The sequence below is a fragment of the Allobosea sp. Root381 genome, assembly GCF_001429395.1.
GTDB lineage: Bacteria > Pseudomonadota > Alphaproteobacteria > Rhizobiales > Beijerinckiaceae > Allobosea.
In genome coordinates this window covers 289,643-306,918 of the sequence record NZ_LMJT01000001.1, presented here as the reverse complement: position 1 = coordinate 306,918, position 17,276 = coordinate 289,643, and the positions used below count along the sequence as shown (strand labels likewise).

Annotated in this window: 12 protein-coding genes; 7 read left to right on the top strand and 5 right to left on the bottom strand. The window is 66.9% G+C overall.

Features of this window, described 5'->3' with window-relative positions; genetic code table 11:
* Positions 1 to 108: 108 nt before the first annotated feature.
* The 3 genes from ASE63_RS01435 to ASE63_RS01425 form a co-directional block, all read right to left on the bottom strand.
* A complete protein-coding gene (locus ASE63_RS01435) occupies positions 109 to 1,698 on the bottom strand; it encodes an ABC transporter substrate-binding protein (RefSeq protein ID WP_056795376.1) in 1,590 nt (529 codons plus the stop codon).
* A gap of 176 nt (positions 1,699 to 1,874) precedes the next feature.
* Positions 1,875 to 2,816 (bottom strand): SMP-30/gluconolactonase/LRE family protein, encoded by a 942-nt coding sequence (locus ASE63_RS01430; RefSeq protein ID WP_056795374.1) that lies wholly within the window; start codon positions 2,814 to 2,816, stop codon positions 1,875 to 1,877.
* Positions 2,817 to 2,946: 130 nt separating this feature from the next.
* Positions 2,947 to 3,852 carry a LysR family transcriptional regulator gene (locus tag ASE63_RS01425; RefSeq protein WP_056795371.1) on the bottom strand — a complete coding sequence of 302 codons (906 nt, stop codon included), beginning with the start codon at positions 3,850 to 3,852 and terminating at the stop codon, positions 2,947 to 2,949.
* Between the two features lie 117 nt (positions 3,853 to 3,969).
* Here ASE63_RS01425 and ASE63_RS01420 point away from each other — a divergent pair, with 117 nt between their 5' ends.
* The 7 genes from ASE63_RS01420 to ASE63_RS01390 all read left to right on the top strand — a co-directional run bounded on the left by ASE63_RS01420 (position 3,970) and on the right by ASE63_RS01390 (position 13,114).
* Positions 3,970 to 5,406 carry an FAD-linked oxidase C-terminal domain-containing protein gene (locus tag ASE63_RS01420; protein ID WP_056795369.1) on the top strand — a complete coding sequence of 479 codons (1,437 nt, stop codon included), beginning with the start codon at positions 3,970 to 3,972 and terminating at the stop codon, positions 5,404 to 5,406.
* Positions 5,407 to 5,419: 13 nt separating this feature from the next.
* Positions 5,420 to 6,607, top strand: a complete 1,188-nt coding sequence (locus ASE63_RS01415; RefSeq protein ID WP_056795367.1) for an FAD-binding protein — start codon at positions 5,420 to 5,422, stop codon at positions 6,605 to 6,607.
* A 195-nt stretch (positions 6,608 to 6,802) separates the two neighbouring features.
* On the top strand, positions 6,803 to 8,182 hold the full coding sequence (gene glcF, locus ASE63_RS01410) for a glycolate oxidase subunit GlcF (protein ID WP_056795365.1): 1,380 nt from the start codon (positions 6,803 to 6,805) through the stop codon (positions 8,180 to 8,182).
* 252 nt (positions 8,183 to 8,434) lie between these two features.
* On the top strand, positions 8,435 to 10,060 hold the full coding sequence (hisS, locus tag ASE63_RS01405; protein WP_056795363.1) for a histidine--tRNA ligase: 1,626 nt from the start codon (positions 8,435 to 8,437) through the stop codon (positions 10,058 to 10,060).
* Between the two features lie 266 nt (positions 10,061 to 10,326).
* Positions 10,327 to 11,439 carry an ATP phosphoribosyltransferase regulatory subunit gene (locus ASE63_RS01400; protein WP_056795362.1) on the top strand — a complete coding sequence of 371 codons (1,113 nt, stop codon included), beginning with the start codon at positions 10,327 to 10,329 and terminating at the stop codon, positions 11,437 to 11,439.
* Positions 11,436 to 12,425: an ATP phosphoribosyltransferase gene (gene hisG / locus ASE63_RS01395; protein ID WP_056795359.1), complete on the top strand. Its 990-nt coding sequence runs from the start codon at positions 11,436 to 11,438 to the stop codon at positions 12,423 to 12,425. The genes ASE63_RS01400 and hisG overlap by 4 nt, the downstream gene beginning before the upstream one ends.
* A 206-nt stretch (positions 12,426 to 12,631) precedes the next feature.
* A complete protein-coding gene (locus tag ASE63_RS01390; protein WP_056795355.1) occupies positions 12,632 to 13,114 on the top strand; it encodes an META domain-containing protein in 483 nt (160 codons plus the stop codon).
* 369 nt (positions 13,115 to 13,483) lie between these two features.
* On the opposite strand, the gene ASE63_RS01385 is transcribed toward ASE63_RS01390, so the two are convergent.
* Positions 13,484 to 15,577, bottom strand: a complete 2,094-nt coding sequence (locus ASE63_RS01385; RefSeq protein ID WP_082609552.1) for an ABC transporter ATP-binding protein/permease — start codon at positions 15,575 to 15,577, stop codon at positions 13,484 to 13,486.
* Between the two features lie 305 nt (positions 15,578 to 15,882).
* Positions 15,883 to 16,944, bottom strand: a complete 1,062-nt coding sequence (locus ASE63_RS01380) for a branched-chain amino acid ABC transporter substrate-binding protein (RefSeq protein WP_162261710.1) — start codon at positions 16,942 to 16,944, stop codon at positions 15,883 to 15,885.
* Between the last annotated feature and the right edge of the window lie 332 nt (positions 16,945 to 17,276).

Genomic DNA, 17,276 nt, shown 5'->3' with positions numbered 1-17,276 from the left:
CGAGCTCCCCTGTTCGGCCTTGTCGGTGCTCGCCGCCGTCACCCCGGCTCTTGCCGTCTCTGCGTCCGGGATGACGGCGTCGACGTCGGCGAATGGCGCCTCCGAACCTCAGTCGAGGCCGATCGTCGTGAGGTCCTGGAACCAGTGCTGGGCCAGAACGAACTTCTTCACCTTGGGCGAGAGCGCGTGCGGGTTGGTGTCGTGCACCACCCAGCCGAGCACGGCGTCGTCGACGATCTTCTCATGCGCCTTGGCCAGAAGCTCGTCCTGCTTGGCGACGTCGAAGGTCTTCATCGCTTCGTCGAGCAGCGCGTCGACCGCCGGGCTCGACCACGTGCCCCAGTTCACGCCGACCGGAGCGACCTGGTTCGAATGGAAGAAGCGGATGATCGCGTAGAGTGGGTCCGAGGTGACATAGGCGATGTTGTTCGAGGTCACGTCGCCGTTCATCTCGTCCTTCGCGCCCCTGCGCCAGCGCGTGTAGAGCACTTCCAGCTCGACGACCTTGAACTCGACCTCGATGCCGACATCCCGAAGGTTCTGCTGGATGAACTCGTTCATCGGCAGTGACTGCATCTGGCCGGAGCCGCCCTGCGCGATGACGAAGGTGGTCTTGAGCGGCTTGTCCTTCGAATAGCCGGCTTCGGCGAGCAGCTTCTTCGCGGCTTCCGGATCGTACTTGATCTGGAAGGAGGGCTTGCCGAACCACGGGCTGGTCGGATCGACCTGGCCCACGGCGGGCCGTGCCAGCCCGTTCATCAGCGCGACGACGCCCTCGCGGTCGATGGCGAGGTTGAGGGCCTTGCGCAGGCGGACATCCGCCCAGGGCGAGCCCGGCGCGACCGAGAGGTGGTAGTTCCAGACATGCGGGGTGACGTTCTCGACGATCCGCATCTTCGCCGCCTTGAGCTGCGGCACGGTGTCCGGCGCCGGCGTCTCGATCATGTCGACCTGGCCGGTGATCAGCGCATTGGTGCGTGCCAGAACCTCGGGCATCGGCAGCAGGACGAGGCGATCGACCTTGGCGAGGCGCTTCTTGTCCCAGTATTCGGCGTTCTTCACCAGCTCGGCGCGCTCGCGGGGCACTAGCTTGTCGAGCTTGAACGGGCCGGTGCCCGAGGGCGTCAACGCGAATTTGTCCCAGTCCTTGCCCACCTTCTCGTACTGCGCGGGCGAGGAGACCAGGAACCAGAGCATCTGGTAGGGGAAGAAGGAATCGACCGCCTTGGTGGTGATCTCGACCGTCTTCGGATCGACGACCCGGTAGCTTGCGACCGAGGGCAGACGCGGCTTGACCTGCGCGGCCTGCCGGCGGTCGTAATGCGGCGCCTTTTCGTCGAGCACCTTGTCGAGGTTCCAGACCACGGCTGCGGCGTCGAGCGCCGAACCATCATGGAACTTAACGCCGTCGCGCAGGGTGAAGAGCCATTTCTTCTGGTCGGCCGGATCGACCTTCCACTCGGTCGCGAGCCCGGGCATGAGCTTGCCCGGCCGATCTGCGACATCCATTTCCCAGGCGACCAGCGGGTCGTAGAGCGTATAGCCGGTGAACTTGTAGGCACCGGCACCGCGATCCGGCTGGCCGGACGTCAGCGGAATATCGGCCATCGAAATGCCGTAGCGCACCACCGATTCCGCTTGAGCGGCGGTGGCGAGGGAAAACGCTATTGCCGCGGAAACAGCCAGACGTTTGAACATGCATGCACCCCAATGGCGGACGATGCATGCAGGTCAGCAAGGGGCGTGCCACCTGCGGCGCTTTCAAGCGCACGTCATTGCGGAGAGCGAAAGCGACGAAGCATTCCAGGGGCGTTGGGCGCCAAGTCCTGCTGGATTGCTTCGCTCGCAATGACGGTTGTAACGACCGCGCCGCTTCAGCTCTGGCCTGGCCACACCGCCCCGTTGGTGTTCGTCAGTACGGCATAGAGCGAACTGGTGCCGCAGATGAAGAGCCGGTTCCGCCGCGGCCCGCCCCAGCAGACATTGGCGACGACCTCCGGGATCGCGATCTTGCCGATCAGCGTGCCGTCGGGGTGGTAGACATGGACGCCGTCGGCGGCGCTCGTCCAGATGCGGCCTGCTACATCGAGGCGGAAGCCGTCGAACAGCCCGGCGGTGCAGCGGGCGAAGATCGATGAGGCGCCCAGCTTCGTCCCGTCCTCCGACACGCGAAGGGCGCGGATATGGCGTGGGCCGTCCTCGGGATCGTGGCTGGCGCCGGTGTCGGCGATGTAGAGGATGCGCTCGTCCGGCGAGAAGGCGAGGCCGTTCGGCTTGACGAAATCATCGGTGACGAGCGTCAGCTCTCCGGTGGCGCCGTCGATGCGATAGACGTTGCAGGCGCCGATCTCGCTGTCACCCTTGTTGCCTTCATAGTCGCTGAGGATGCCGTAGTCGGGGTCGGTGAACCAGATCGAGCCGTCGGACTTCACCACAAGATCGTTGGGCGAGTTCAGGCGCTTGCCCTGATAATGGCTGGCGAGCACCGTGACCGAGCCGTCATGCTCGGTGCGCGTCACCTGCCGGCCACCATGCTCGCAGGTGACGAGCCGGCCCTGGGGATCGACCGTGTTGCCGTTGCTGTTGCGCGCCGGCTGGCGGAAGACGCCGACCTGGCCGGAGAGCGCGTCGTAGCGCAGCATCCGGTCGTTGGGGATGTCGGACCAGACCAGGCTGTTATGCGCCGGGAACCATGCCGGCCCCTCGGCCCAGCGCGAGCCGCTCCACAACCGCTCGACCCGCGCCGAGCCCGGGATCACGCGGTGGAAGCGCGGGTCGAGGATCGTCGCGCCGGTTCCGTCGATAACGCCGAACATGAATGACCTCCAAAGAGTGCTGAGAGCCCGGTCGTCATTCTCGGGCGAAGCGAAGCGCAGACCCGAGAATCTCCTGAAAGCGATGCTCGGGGCAAGCGCGAGCATGACGCGACTGGACCTTGCCGCAATCTCAGAGTTCCAGCCCCGCATCCCAATAGGGCGTCTGGCCATAGAGATCGCCGAGATAGTCCACGAAGGCGCGGACCTTCTGCTCCATGTGGCGCCGGCTCGGATAGACGGCGTGGACGGCAACGCGCCTGCCGACGGAGTATTCCGGCAAAATCCGCTGCAGCGCGCCCGATTTCAGCTCCGGCCCGACATCCCAGGTCGAGCGCAGCGCGATGCCGACGCCGGCGAGAAGCGCCTCGCGCACCACCTCGCTCGAATTCGTCCGCAGCGGACCGTTGACCCGCACCGTGACCGGCCCCTCGGGGCCGTCCAGGCGCCAATGGTCGGTGTTGTGCGCGATCAGCATATGCCGCGCGAGATCCTCGATGCTGCCCGGCAAGCCGGCCTGCGCGAGATAGTCAGGCGCAGCGCAGAGCACGCGGTGATTGGGGGCGAGCCGCTTTGCCACCAGGCTCGAATCGCGCAGGTCTGCGATGCGGATGGCGAGGTCGAAGCCCTCTCCGACGATGTCGATGAAGTCGTCGGTCAGGACGAGATCGACCGTCACCAGCGGGTGGGCGTCGAGGAAGGGCTTGAGATGCGGCGCTATGTGGAGCCGGCCGAAGGAGGTGGGCGCCGAGACCCGCAGCGTCCCTCGGGCCTGGCCCGTCCCGCTGGCGACCCAGGCCTCGGCATCCTCGATCGAGGACAGGATCGAGACGACGCGCTCGTAGAAGCCCTGGCCGGCCTCCGTCAGTGAAAGCTGCCGCGTCGTCCGCTGCAGCAACCGTATGCCCAACCGCTCCTCGAGTCTGCGGATGCGCTTCGAGATGACGGCCGGCGACAGGCTGAGCTGCCGGCCCGCGGCCGACATGCTGCGCGCCGTCACCACATGCGCGAACACGTCGAGATCTCCGAAACGATCCATAGCCGGTGGTGTGCTCCTGCCATCTTTTCCGAATTGGAAATAATCATGCGCGTTGCTCACGCTGCAAGCAGTTTCGATTTCGTCTAGGGTCGGCGATGTCGCCCAGGAATCCTCCCCATGTCCGCCATCGCCTTTCCCGCGCCCGATCCGTCGATCCTCGCCCGCCGCGGCGAGATCATCCAGGGCCTGTCCGGGCTGGTCGCGCCGGAGGCGCTGATCGTTGCCGAGGATGAGCGCCGGCCTTACGAGACCGATGCCCTGACCGCCTATCGCCGCCTGCCGCTCGCCGTCGTGCTGCCCTCGACGACGCAGGAGGTCGCGGCCGTGCTGCGCTTTTGCGGCGAGCAGGGCGTGCCGGTCGTGCCGCGCGGCGCCGGCACCTCGCTCGCGGGCGGCGCGATCCCGCAGGAGGACGCGGTGGTGATCGGCGTCTCGAAGATGAACCGCATCCTCGAGATCGACTACGCCAACCGGGTCGCGAAGGTGCAGGCCGGCGTTACCAATCTCGCCGTCACCGGCGAGGTCTCGGCCGAGGGCTTCTTCTACGCGCCCGACCCGTCCTCGCAGCTCGCCTGCTCTATCGGCGGCAACATCGGCATGAATTCGGGCGGGGCGCATTGCCTGAAATACGGCGTCACCACCAACAACGTGCTCGGCGTCACGCTGGTCATGCTCGATGGCTCGATCGTCGAAATCGGCGGGGCTGCGCTGGATGCGCCGGGGCTCGACCTGCTCGGCCTCATCGTCGGCTCGGAAGGCCAACTCGGCATCGTCACAGAGGCGACGGTCCGCATCCTGCGCGCGGCCGAGGGTGCGCGGCCCGTGCTCTTCGGCTTCCCGACCAGCGAGCAGGCGGGCGAGGCGGTCGCGGCGATCATCGGCGCCGGCATCATCCCGGTCGCGATGGAGTTCATGGACAAGCCGGCGATCGAGATCTGCGAGGCCTTCGCCAAGGCCGGCTACCCGATGGATGTCGAGGCGCTGCTGATCATCGAGGTCGAGGGCTCGGATGCCGAGATGGACGCGCAGCTCGCCCGCATCGTCGCGATCGCCAGGGAGCACGGCGTCAAGACGGTGAAGGAGAGCAAGTCCGCGATGGAAGCGGCGGCGATCTGGAAGGGCCGCAAATCCGCCTTCGGCGCGACCGGGCGCATCGCCGACTATATCTGCATGGACGGCACCATTCCCACCGGCCAGTTGCCTCATGTGCTGCGCCGCATGGACGAGATCGTGAAGGGCTACGGGCTTCGCGTCGCCAATGTCTTCCATGCCGGCGATGGCAACCTCCACCCGCTGATCCTCTACAACTGCAACGATCCGGTCGAGGCGCAGAAGGCCGAGGATGCCGGCATGGACATCCTCAAGCTCTGCGTCGAGGTCGGCGGCTGCCTCACCGGCGAGCACGGCGTCGGCATCGAGAAGCGCGACCTGATGACCTTCCAGTTCAACGCCGAAGACCTTGCCCAGCAAATGCGGGTGAGAGCGGTGTTCGACCGGAACTGGCTGCTCAACCCGGCAAAGGTGTTCCCGCTCGAGGGAAGGGTGGCGGCATGACAAAGCTGCGCGCATGACCCTCCACATCCCCACCACCGAACCGCAGGCCTGCGCCATCGTGAAGTCCCTGATCGACGGGGCGACGCCGCTCTCGATCATGGGCGGCAACACCCGTACCGGTCTCGGCCGGCCGACGCAGACGCAGAGCACGCTTTCCAGCGCCGGTCTCACCGGCATCACGCTTTACGAGCCGGCGGAGATGGTGATCGGCGCGCGCGCCGGCACGTCGCTGGCGCTGGTGCAGCAGACGCTGGCCGAGCGCGGCCAGATGCTGCCCTTCGAGCCGATGGACCACCGCGACCTGCTCGGCACCGAGGGCGAGCCGACCATCGGCGCCGTCGCTGCCGGCAACATTTCCGGGCCCCGGCGCATCAATGCCGGTGCTGCGCGCGACTCGCTAATCGGAATCCGCATGGTCAACGGCCGCGGCGAGCTGGTGAAATCGGGCGGCCGGGTGATGAAGAACGTCACCGGGCTCGATCTGGTGAAGCTCGTCGCCGGCAGCTTCGGCACGCTCGGCTTCCTGACCGAGGTGACCTTCCGCGTGCTGCCGGTGCCCGAGCGCATCGTCACCCTGGTCTGGCGCGGCCTGTCGGACGAGGCTGCCGTCTCGCTGCTCTCGGCGGCGCTCGGCTCGCCCTTCGAGCCTTTCGCCGCGGCGCATCTGCCGGAGGGCATCGGCGCCGATCAGGCCCGCACGCTGCTGCGGCTGGAGAATTTCTCCGACTCGGTCGTCTATCGCAGCCATGAACTCGCCGATCTGCTGCGTGTCCATGGCGCGCCGGAGATGCTGGAGGGCGATGCGTCGCAGGATCTCTGGCGCGATGTCCGCGATGCCCGCTTCTTCGCCGGCACCGACGAGGCCGTCTGGCGGCTTTCGCTGGCCCCGACCGCCGGGCCCCGCGCGGTCGCCGCGATCGCCGAGCGCTTGCCCGGCGCGCGCTGGTTCTATGACTGGGGCGGCGGGCTGGTCTGGCTCGCGGTCCCCGCCGGGGTGGATGCCGCGGCCGCGACGATCCGCAGCGCGATGCAGCCCCATGGCGGCCATGCGACGCTGGTGCGCGCGCCGGCCACGATCCGCGCGACTGTTGCGGTGTTCCAACCGCTGGCGGAGCCGCTGATGCGCGTGACGGCCGATATCAAGAAGAGCTTCGATCCGGTCGGCCTGTTCGAGCCGGGGCGGATGTATGCGGGGATTTGAGGCAAGGCGCGGGTAACCCTTCTCCCGTGAGGGAGAAGGGCAGGGATGAGGGCCAGCGGCCGATCACAAGGGGACAACGGCACCGTGGTGTCTTCTTGTGCAACGGCAGGCCCTTCATCCGGCGCTCCGCGCCACCTTCTCCCATTCGGGAGAAGGAAGGGCTGTTGCGGGTGACAGGACGATCAGAGCGTAATCATGCAGACGAATTTCACCCCCGAGCTTCTCGCATCCGATCCGCGGCTTCCGGCCTCGGAGAAGATCCTGCGCACCTGCGTGCATTGCGGCTTCTGCACCGCGACCTGCCCGACCTACCTCCTGCTCGGCGACGAGCTCGATTCCCCGCGCGGGCGCATCTACCTGATCAAGGACATGCTAGAGAACGGCAAGCCGGCCACGCCCGAGGTGGTGAAGCATGTCGACCGCTGCCTCTCCTGCCTGTCCTGCATGACGACCTGCCCGTCGGGCGTGCACTACATGCACCTCGTCGACCATGCCCGCGCTCATATCGAGGAAACCCATAAGCGCTCCTGGCACGACAGGCTGCTCCGGCGCATCCTCGCCGCCGTGCTGCCCTATCCGGAGCGCTTCCGCCTCGCCATGCTCGGCGCGATGCTGGCGAAGCCTTTCGCGCCCGCCTTCGGCGCCTTGCCCTTCGTCGGCGACCGGCTGAGGGCGATGCTGGCGCTCGCGCCGGGCCGTCTTCCGACGCGCTCGCATATGGAGGGGCCCCAAAGCTTCGCGCCCGAGGCCGGGGCCGTCCCGGCGAAGCGCGTCGCTATCCTGTCGGGCTGCGCCCAGCCGGTGCTCGACCCCGCGATCAACGAGGCGACGATCCGGCTTTTGACCCGCCACGGCGTCGAGGTCGTACTGCCCAAGGGCGAGGGCTGCTGCGGCGCGCTCGTCCACCATATGGGCCGCGAGCATGACGCGCTCGCCTTCGCCCGCGTCAATATCGACGCCTGGATGGCCGAGATCGAGGGCAAGGGGCTCGATGCGATCCTGATCACCGCCTCCGGCTGCGGCACCACGATCAAGGATTACGGCTTCATGTTCCGCAACGAGCCGGCCTATGCCGAAAAGGCGGCGAGGGTCGCCGCGCTGGCGAAGGACGTCACCGAATTCCTCGAGACGCTGACGCTCGCGCCCGTCCGCGACGTCGCGATGCCGATCGCCTATCACTCCGCCTGCTCGATGCAGCACGGCCAGCAGCTCAAGGACGGGCCGAAGCGCCTGCTCGCCGCCGCCGGTTTCCGCGTCAAGGAGGTGCCGGAGGGGCATATCTGCTGCGGCTCGGCCGGCGTCTACAACATTCTCCAGCCCGAGATCGCCGGACGCCTGCGCGAGCGCAAGGTCGGCAATATCGAAAAGACGAAGCCGATGCTGGTCGCGACCGGCAATATCGGCTGCATGACCCAGATCGCGAAGGGCTTTGCCGACAAGGGCTCGGACGTGCCGGTGGTCCACACAGCCGAATTGCTGGACTGGGCGACCGGCGGCCCGCTGCCGGAGAAACTGCACAAGGCAGGGATTGCGGACAGGCCGCTGCGGACGCGGGGGCTGGCGGCTGCGGAGTAGCAGGCTTCGCAGGACACGCGATTTCCTTCCCCCTTGTGGGGAAGGGTTAGGGATGGGGGTGGTGCCGCTCGGTGAGCTCTCGCAAGCGGGGCAACCCCCACCTCCAACTCCTCCCCACAAGGGGGAGGAGGGCGTGTTGCGGTTCTCGTGCTTGCCCGTTTCCGTCGCGCGGGCTACCGAACGCCGGTGTCGGATTTGTGGGACGAAGCCGGCCGACAAAACAGACAACGCCCGACAACGAAACGAAGTGCCATGTCCGCCGAAAAGCCTGCTTCCGCCAAGCTGAAAGCCCGCCAGCCGCGCGGTTTCGTCGATCGCGGTCCGGCCGATGTCGCCGCGACCGAGCGCATGCTCGCCGTCATCCGCGAGAGCTTCTCGGTCTATGGCTTCGACCCAGTCGAGACGCCCTTCGTCGAATACACCGACGCGCTCGGCAAATTCCTGCCCGACCAGGACCGGCCGAACGAGGGCGTCTTCTCCTTCCAGGACGATGACGAGCAGTGGCTCTCGCTGCGCTACGACCTGACGGCGCCGCTCGCCCGCTATGTCGCCGAGAATTTCGACGCGCTGCCGAAACCCTATCGCAGCTACCGCGCCGGCTATGTCTTCCGCAACGAGAAGCCGGGGCCGGGGCGGTTCCGCCAGTTCATGCAGTTCGACGCCGATATCGTGGGCTCGGGCTCCGTCGCGGCCGATGCCGAGATCTGCATGCTTGCAGCCGACACGATGGAGAAGCTCGGCATCAAGCGCGGCGACTATGTCGTCAAGGTCAACAACCGCAAGGTGTTGGACGGCGTGATGGAGGCCATCGGGCTGGGCGGCGAGGAGAATGTGGGCCGCCGGCTGACCGTGCTGCGCGCCATCGACAAGTTGGACAAGTTTGGCCCCGAGGGCGTCCGGCTCTTGCTGGGCGAGGGGCGGAAGGACGAGAGCGGGGATTTCACGAAGGGCGCGGGGCTGAGCGAGGAGCAGGCCGACGGCATTTTGCTCTACGTTCTAGCCGCCCCGGGCCATACGCAGAATGACATTGATACAGGAACGCCCGGCGAAGCGACTGTCGCGTGGAAATTCTCTGACAGCGACGTTGAAATCAGAATGGGAAATGGCCTGACGGTCGAAAAACTCGCCAAGTTGTTTCCGGAGAACACGGTTTATCAAGACGGAATTCGCGAACTTCGCGAACTGAACGAGTTCGTTTCGGCAAGTGGCTACCAGCTTGATCGCATTCGCATCGACCCCTCCGTCGTCCGAGGCCTCGAATACTACACCGGCCCGGTCTACGAGGTGGAGCTGACCTTCCCGGTCACCAATGACGACGGGCAGGTCGTGCGCTTCGGCTCGGTCGCGGGCGGTGGGCGCTATGACGGGCTGGTCGGCCGCTTCCGGCCCGAGCCCGTGCCGGCGACCGGCTTCTCGATCGGCGTCTCCAGGCTCTATTCGGCGCTGAAGGCGGTGAAGTCTCCCATCGTCGACCAGAAGAACGAATTGCCGCTCGTCGTCGTCACCGCCATGGACAACAAGTCGCCGGAGTTTATGCCGGGCTATCAGGCGATGGTCTCGGCGCTCCGGCAGGCAAAGGGCGAGAACGGTAAGCCGCTCGTCCGCGCCGATCTCTATCTCGGCGCCTCCGGCTTCAACGCCCAGATGAAATATGCCGACCGCCGCGGCGCGATCTGCGCGGTGATCCAGGGCTCGTCCGAGCGCGAAGCCGGCACGGTCGTGATCAAGGACCTGATCCTCGGCGCCGAGCTCGCCGCCGCTGCGCGCGACGTGAAGGATTCCGCCGAGCACAAGGCCAAGCAGGCGGAGGCTCAGTTCGCCGTGCCGGTCGCGGAGTTGGTCGAGGGCGTGAAGCGAGTTCTCGCGCGACATTCGTAGAGCGCGGGGAACCCTTCTCCCTTGTGGGAGAAGGGCAGGGATGACGGCCCGCCGCTGATCGCCAGGCCGCAACGGCGCCGTGGCGCTCTCAGCGGAAACGGCAGTCCCTCATCCGGCGCTCCGCGCCACCTTCTCCCATCCGGGAGAAGGTAATGGGGCGTTGCGGTTCCCGTGCCTGTCGATTCCCGTTCACCCAATTCCCTCAAACCGGTCGAAAATTCTGGCCGCCGCTGCTAGGACAGCGCCCGCAACAGGATGAAGCAGCCGTGCCCGCCATCGCAGCCAGCATCGAGACCGTGATCGCGCTGTTCGCGCGCGAAGGCTATGCCCGCGCCGAACCCGCGATCCTGCAGCCGGCCGACGTCTTTCTCGATCTGTCGGGCGAGGACATCCGCCGCCGCATCTTCATGACGCAGGATGCCGATGGCCGCGACTGGTGCCTGCGGCCGGAATACACCATCCCCGTCGCGCTCGATCACATCGCCTCCGGGTCGAGCGAGCCGGCGGCCTATGCCTATGCCGGGCCGGTTTTCCGCATGCGCAGCCGCGAGCCCGGCGAGTTCGCCCAGGCCGGCATCGAATCCTTCGGCCGCGACGATTTCACCGCGACCGATGCCGAGATCATGGCGCTGACCGTCGAGGCGACGGCGATGCTCGGGCTGACGAAGCCGAAGATCCTGATGGGCGACGTCGCGCTGCTCGGCGCGCTGCTCGACGGCTTGTCCGTTCCGGCCGGCGCCCGCCGCCGGCTGATGCGCGCCGTCGTGCAGGGCAGGGGCCCGCAGGCGGTCGATGCGCTTGATCCTGCGGCTGCCGAGGGCGGCTCCGCCCATGCCGGCCTGCTCAAGGCGCTGGAAGGGCAGGATCCCAAGGCCGCCAAGGCCTTTGTCGAGGACGTGCTGTCCATCGCCGGCATCTCGACGGTCGGCGGCCGCAGCGCCGGCGATATCGCCGAGCGTTTCCTGGCCCGCGCCGCCGAGCGCGAGAACCCGGTCAATGCCGATGTGAAGGCCCTGCTGGCGCAGGTTCTGGCGATCAAGGGCGATCCTGACACGGCTTCCGCCGCGCTGCGCGCGCTCGCCGACCAGGCTTCGCTCGATCTCGGCCGCGAGCTCGACGCTTTCGACGAGCGCACCGGCTTCCTCGCCGTGCGCGGCGTCGATGTCGGGGCAATCGCCTTCCAGGCCGCCTTCGCCCGCAATCTCGATTACTATACCGGCTTCATCTTCGAGCTGCACGATCCCGATCGTCCGGACATCAAGCCGGTCGCCGGCGGCGGCCGCTACGACGACGTCCTGCGCCGTCTCGGCGCGGCCGCGCCGATCCCGGCCGTCGGAGCCTCGATCTGGCTCGATCGCCTGGCGGGAGAAGCCGCATGACTGAGACCCCCCTCGTGAACGACGCTCCGCTCGTCCTGGCCGTTCCCTCCAAGGGCAGGCTGCAGGAGAACGCCACCGCCTTCTTCGGCCGCGCCGGGCTGAAATTCGTCAAGTCGCGCGGCGAGCGCGACTATCGCGGCACGATCGCCGGCGTCGAGGGGGCGGAGGTCGCCTTCCTCTCGGCCTCCGAGATCGTGGCGCAACTGGCCTCGGGCGCCGCCCATCTCGGCATCACCGGCGAGGATCTGGTGCGCGAGCAGGTGGCCGATGCCGATGCCGCGGTCGAGATGCTTACGCCGCTCGGCTTCGGCCACGCCAATGTCGTGGTCGCCGTGCCGCAGGCCTGGATCGACGTGCGCAGCATGGCCGATCTCGACGATGTCGCCTCGACCATGCGCATCCGCCAGGGCCGCAAGCTCCGCGTCGCCACCAAATACGTCAATCTGACCCGGCGCTTCTTCGCCAGCCACGGCCTCGCCGACTATCGCATCGTCGAGAGCCTGGGCGCGACCGAGGGCGCGCCGGCGGCCGGCTCGGCCGAGATCGTGGTCGACATCACGACGACCGGTGCGACCCTCTCCGCAAACGCGCTGAAGATCCTCGACGATGGCGTGATGCTGGCCTCCGAAGCCAATCTCGTCGCCTCCGTCCGCGCGCCCTGGGGGGCGCGCGCGAAGGCGGCTGCGAACGCCATCCTGTCGCGGATCGCGGCCGAGGAGGAGGCGCGCTCGGTGCGTGAGATCCGGGCGCGGCTCGATGCCGCCTCCGATACGCTGGGCGATCTCGCTCGGCTGTTCGGCGCCAGGCTGCCCTTCGGGGCGAGCGCGCCCGGCGGGATCGTGACGATCCACTGCCCCGAAAAGGCGGTGTTCGCGCTGGTGGATCATCTGGCGAAGGCCGGTGCCGACGACATCACCGTCAGCGCGCCCGCCTATGTCTTCCGCAAGGCCAATCCGCTGATCGAGCGGCTCCGGGCGCGTATCTGAACGGGATTTCCTTGCTCCTGCGCAGGTGTGCCCAAAATTCTCCGCGTTGTCGGTCGATGAGTGGTTCGGAAATCGTAGGCGAATCCGCTTCGCGGTTGATCGCGGCGCGATAGCCCGCTACGCGTTTCATGAGACCGACCGCTGGGGCTGCGGCCCTTCCGTGCGTCCGCGCGCGACTTCAGGTTAGACGACCGGGTAAGACGACAATGATTCGACGCCTTGGCTATGCCGCCGTTCTCTCCGCGATCGCCGCGCCGCTGCTGCTGCCGTCCGACGCAAACGCCCAGCGCCGCCAGCAGATGCCGTCGCGCGAGGAGCTGGGGACGCCGCAGGCGCCGGCCCAGCCGCAGCAGGAAAAGAACTTCCCGCTTGGCGCCTCCTGGACGGTGGTTTCGCTCAACGGCAGGCCGGTCGCCGACCGGCGCGCCACCTTCCAGGTCGACAGCAACCTGCGTGGCACCGGTTTCGGCGGCTGCAACACATTTTCGGCGGCTGCTTATCCGATGCGCCAGCAATCCTTCGCCGTCGGGCCGCTCGCCCTGACCAAGCGCAGCTGCGACAAGGGCGCCTCGGATTTCGAGCGAAGCTTCCTGACCGCGCTACGTGCCACTCGCAACTGGGACCTCGTCAACGGCAAGCTCGTGCTCAAGGGCGGCGCGGGCGAGATCCAGTTCGACCGGGCGCTGTAAAGAACCCGCTCTTTCCGTATCCGCGGTTCTTTCGGAAACGCGACGTCATCCCGGGCAAGCTGCGTCAGCAGCGCGGCTTCGGGATCCATCGAGAGCTCCGGAGTTCTCGGATGGGGCGCGGGATCGCATCGGGTGCCGTCGCAGAACGCGTGCTGCCCCTGGATTGCTTCGTCGCTTGCGCTTCTCGCAATGACGGGGAGAGCGTTTCAATCTGATCGAAGAGCGCTCTAAACATGCCTTCTCCGTCATGGTCGGGCTTGTGCCGGCCATCCAAGTCTTCGTCGCCAAGGCCGGTGTTCAAGACGTGGATGCTCGCCACAAGGGCGAGCATGACGCGCTGTGAAGCGAAGCCGTACGGCAGCAGCAGGCCTACGCCTCCGCCGCCGCCTTCGACGTTTCGCGCGGTGTGAAGGTGCCGTCGTCGTTCGGCTCCATCGTCACGATCGCCTCATGCATGCCGCGCAGCGCCGAGCGATGGCCGATCGAGACGATGCGCGTGTCCGGCAGCTCGCGCGAAATGGCGTCGTAGATCTCGACCTCGAGCTTCTCGTCGAGCGAGGCGGTCGCCTCGTCGAGGAAGAGCCAGTCGGGCTTGGCCAGCAGCGCCCGCGCCACGGCAAGCCGCTGCTGCTCGCCGCCGGAGAGGCGCTGGCCCCAGAGGTCGACCTCGTCCAGCCGGTCGGCGAGATGGCCGAGCCGGACCTTTTCCATCGCCTCTCGGATCTCGGCCTCGCCATAGGCCTCGGCCTCGGCGGGATAGGCCAGCGCCGCCCGCAGCGAGCCCTGCGGCAGATAGGGGCGCTGCGGCAGCAGCATGATCTCGGCGTCGGCCTGGATGCCGACCTTGCCGGAGCCGAACGGCCAGATGCCGGCGATGGCGCGGAACATGGTCGACTTGCCGGAGCCGGACGGGCCGACCACCAACGTCGAGCGCGCCTTGCCGAGATCGAGCTCTCCGATCCGCACGATGGGCTGGCCGTTCGGCAACTCGAGCACAGTCTCGGAGAGGCTGATCTCGCTTTCGCCGATCCGCTCGCGCCGCATCGTCGCATCCGCCGCGTCGTCGCGCGCCTTCTCGATCTCGTGCTCGAAGCTCGTCAGACGGGCGATCGAGGCGAGATAGGAGGCGATCGAGGAGTAGCTGTTGATGATGAAGGAGAGCGCGGTCTGCACTCGGTCGAAGGCGCCTGCGACCTGCATCATCACGCCGAGCGTGATCGTGCCGGCGAAATAGTAGGGCGCCAGGATCATGTAGGGCAGCACGACGCTGACCTGGTTGTAGGACAGCGTGAAGGTGGTGAGCTTCAGCCGGCGCCAGACCAGCCGGTAGAAGTTCTCGACGATCTCGCCGAAGCGCTGCGAGAGATGCACGCGCTCGGTGCGCTCGCCGGACATCAGCGCGATCTGCTCGGAGTATTCGCGCAGGCGCGCCAGCGAGAAGCGGAAATTCGCTTCGCGCCGCTCCTGCTCGAATTCGAGGCCGATCAGCGGCCGGCCGATGAGGTGAGTCAGCCAGGTTGCCGCCGCCGCATAGAGGAAGGCGACCCAGAAGATGTAGCCGGGGATCGCGATGTTGGTGCCGGGCAGGTTGAAGGCGACGTTGATGTTCCAGAGGATGATCGAGAACGAGACGAGGGTGGAAATCTGCGTCAGCAGCGGCAGCGCGAAGCCGTAGGTCGAGTTGACGAAGGAGCGCGTATCTTCCGCGATGCGCTGGTCGGGGTTGTCGACCGTGCCGGCGAGCGCGATGCGGTAATGCGTGCCGCGGCCGAGCCAGCGAGCGTTGTACTCCTCCGCCATGAAGCGGCGCCAGCGGATCAGCAGGGTGTAGTTCGCGAACATCTCGATCAGGTTCGAGACGACCCAGATCCCCGCCCAGATGCAGAACACCCAGAACAGCTGGTACCAGAACGCCGCCGCATCCTTGTTCTGCAGCGCGTCATACATATCGCGGTTGAAGAAGGAGAGCCTGAGCGTGATGCCGACCTGGACCTGGTTCAGCACGATCAGGAAGACGAAGAGCGCGACGGCGAGCGTGCCGAGCCGGATCTGGAACGGCCCGATCGGCCAGAGATTGGCGGTCGTCGTCTGCTGCGATTCGAAATAGGGCGAGGCGAGCCGGGCGATCTTCGCGATCACCGGCACGAAGGAGATCGCGTAGACGAGGATGCTGAATACGCCGACCGTGGTCGGCAGGCTGGTCGGGAAGGCGGGTATTCCGGTGTCCGTCGGCCAGAGTCCGGTCTGGCCGAGCAGCGCGGCGCCGCCGAAGAGGACGTATTCGATGCCGAAGACCGCGCAGAAGATGCGCAGGAAGAAGGCGAGCGAAGGCGCCCTGAAGGTCACGAAGGCGAGCAGCAGCCCGATGACGCCCATGCCGATCGTGCCGGCATTGCCGATCTGCTGTCCGACGACGAGCGCGATCACGGCTAGCGCGGCTACGGCGAAACTCAACGGGCGCATCGGCTGTTCCTGGTGAATGCTTGAATCGCGACGGGAGCCGCGGATGCGACCATGTCGCAGCCGATACGGCCTTTCAATGGCGATGCTCCCGGATGAGCAAAATGTCATCGCGGGACAAGGCTAAGGCCATCATCGCCGGGTTGCGCCGCCATCACCGTCATTGTGAGGAGCGAAGCGACGAAGCAATCCAGGGGCGGCAGTGCTCTACGCTTTGCTGGATTGCTTCGCTTCGCTCGCAATAACGGCAGCGGACGCAGCGGTGCGGACGCGAAGCGGCGGCAGGCTCCACGTTCTGCCCGCTCGCCTCAGTCCGCGGCGACGATCTTGCCGCCATCCCATTTGAACATCGAGAAGCTCGGCGAGCTCAGGTCGCCGTTCTTGTCGTAGGCGAGCGTGCCGATCGCGGTCTTGATCTGGAGCCCGTCCTTCAGTGCCTTCGCCGTAGCCGTTGCGTCGGTCGCCTTGCCGGCCTTCTCGATGCCCGCCTTCAGGACCTCGACCGCGGCATAGGCGTTGAGCGTGAAGGCCTCGGGAGGGATGCCCTTTTCCTTCAGCGCCGCGACCGCCGCGGCGGAGTCGGGGTTCTTCAGGGCGTCGGTCGCGTTGGTGAACAGCGTCCCGGCGGCCGTGCTGCCGCCGATCGCCCAGAACTCCGTGTTGGACAGGCCCTCGCCGCCGACGATCGTCGCCTTGACGCCGGCATCGGCGAGCTGGCGCGAGAGCAGGCCGCCCTCGGGGTGGTAGCCGCCGAAATAGATCAGGTCGACATCGGCGGCCTTCAGCCGCGTGACGACGGCGGACAGGTCCTTGTCACCCGGATTGACCGTCAGCGAGACGACCTCGGTGATGCCCCCGGCATTGATGCCCTTCTTGAAGGCGTCGGCCAGGCCTTTGCCATAGGTGCCCTTGTCGTGGACGATGGCGACCTTCTTGCCCTTGTGGTTCTTCAGGACATAGGCCGCGGCGATGTCGGCCTGCTGGTCGTCGCGGCCGCAGGTGCGGAAGACGTTGGTGAGGCCGCGCGTCGTCAGCGCCGGCGTGGTCGCCGTCGGCGTCACCATCAGCACGCCGCTCTCGGCCAGCACGTCCGACACCGCCATGGCGGCGCCGGATGTCACCGGCCCGATGACGAACTTCACATTGTCGCCGACCAGCAGATTGGCGGCGGAGACGCCCTGCTTCGGGTCGGCGGCATCGTCGGCGAGCTTCAGCACGAGCTTCTGCCCGAGCACGCCGCCGTTCTTGTTGATGACCTCGACGGCCGTCTGCGCGCCGTTCTTGACCTGGTCGCCATAGGCGGCGACCGCGCCGGTCAGCGGCGCGATCAGCCCGATCACGATATCGGCGCGGGCGGCCTGGGCCGACATGAACAGGGTTGCGGCGAAGGCAGCGCCGGAAAACAGTGCGGAGGTTTTCATGGACCTCTCCCGATCGGTGTTGGGTTTTCGCGCCGGCTCAAGCTGGAGGCGCTTGCCTCCTTTATAGGCGAGACAAGGGGCCGAGGACATCATGTCGGCTCGCGGGCGGAGCGCCTCCGTTGCATGGCGCACAACGTCGCGCCCAAGAAGAGGATACGCCAAAGAAAAAGGCCCGGCTTGCGCCGGGCCTTCCTTGTATTTGCCTGAGAGGCTGGATCAGAAACCCATGCCGCCACAGAAACCGGGCCTGCCCGGTTTCGGCACTTGGACGCTTTGGGCGT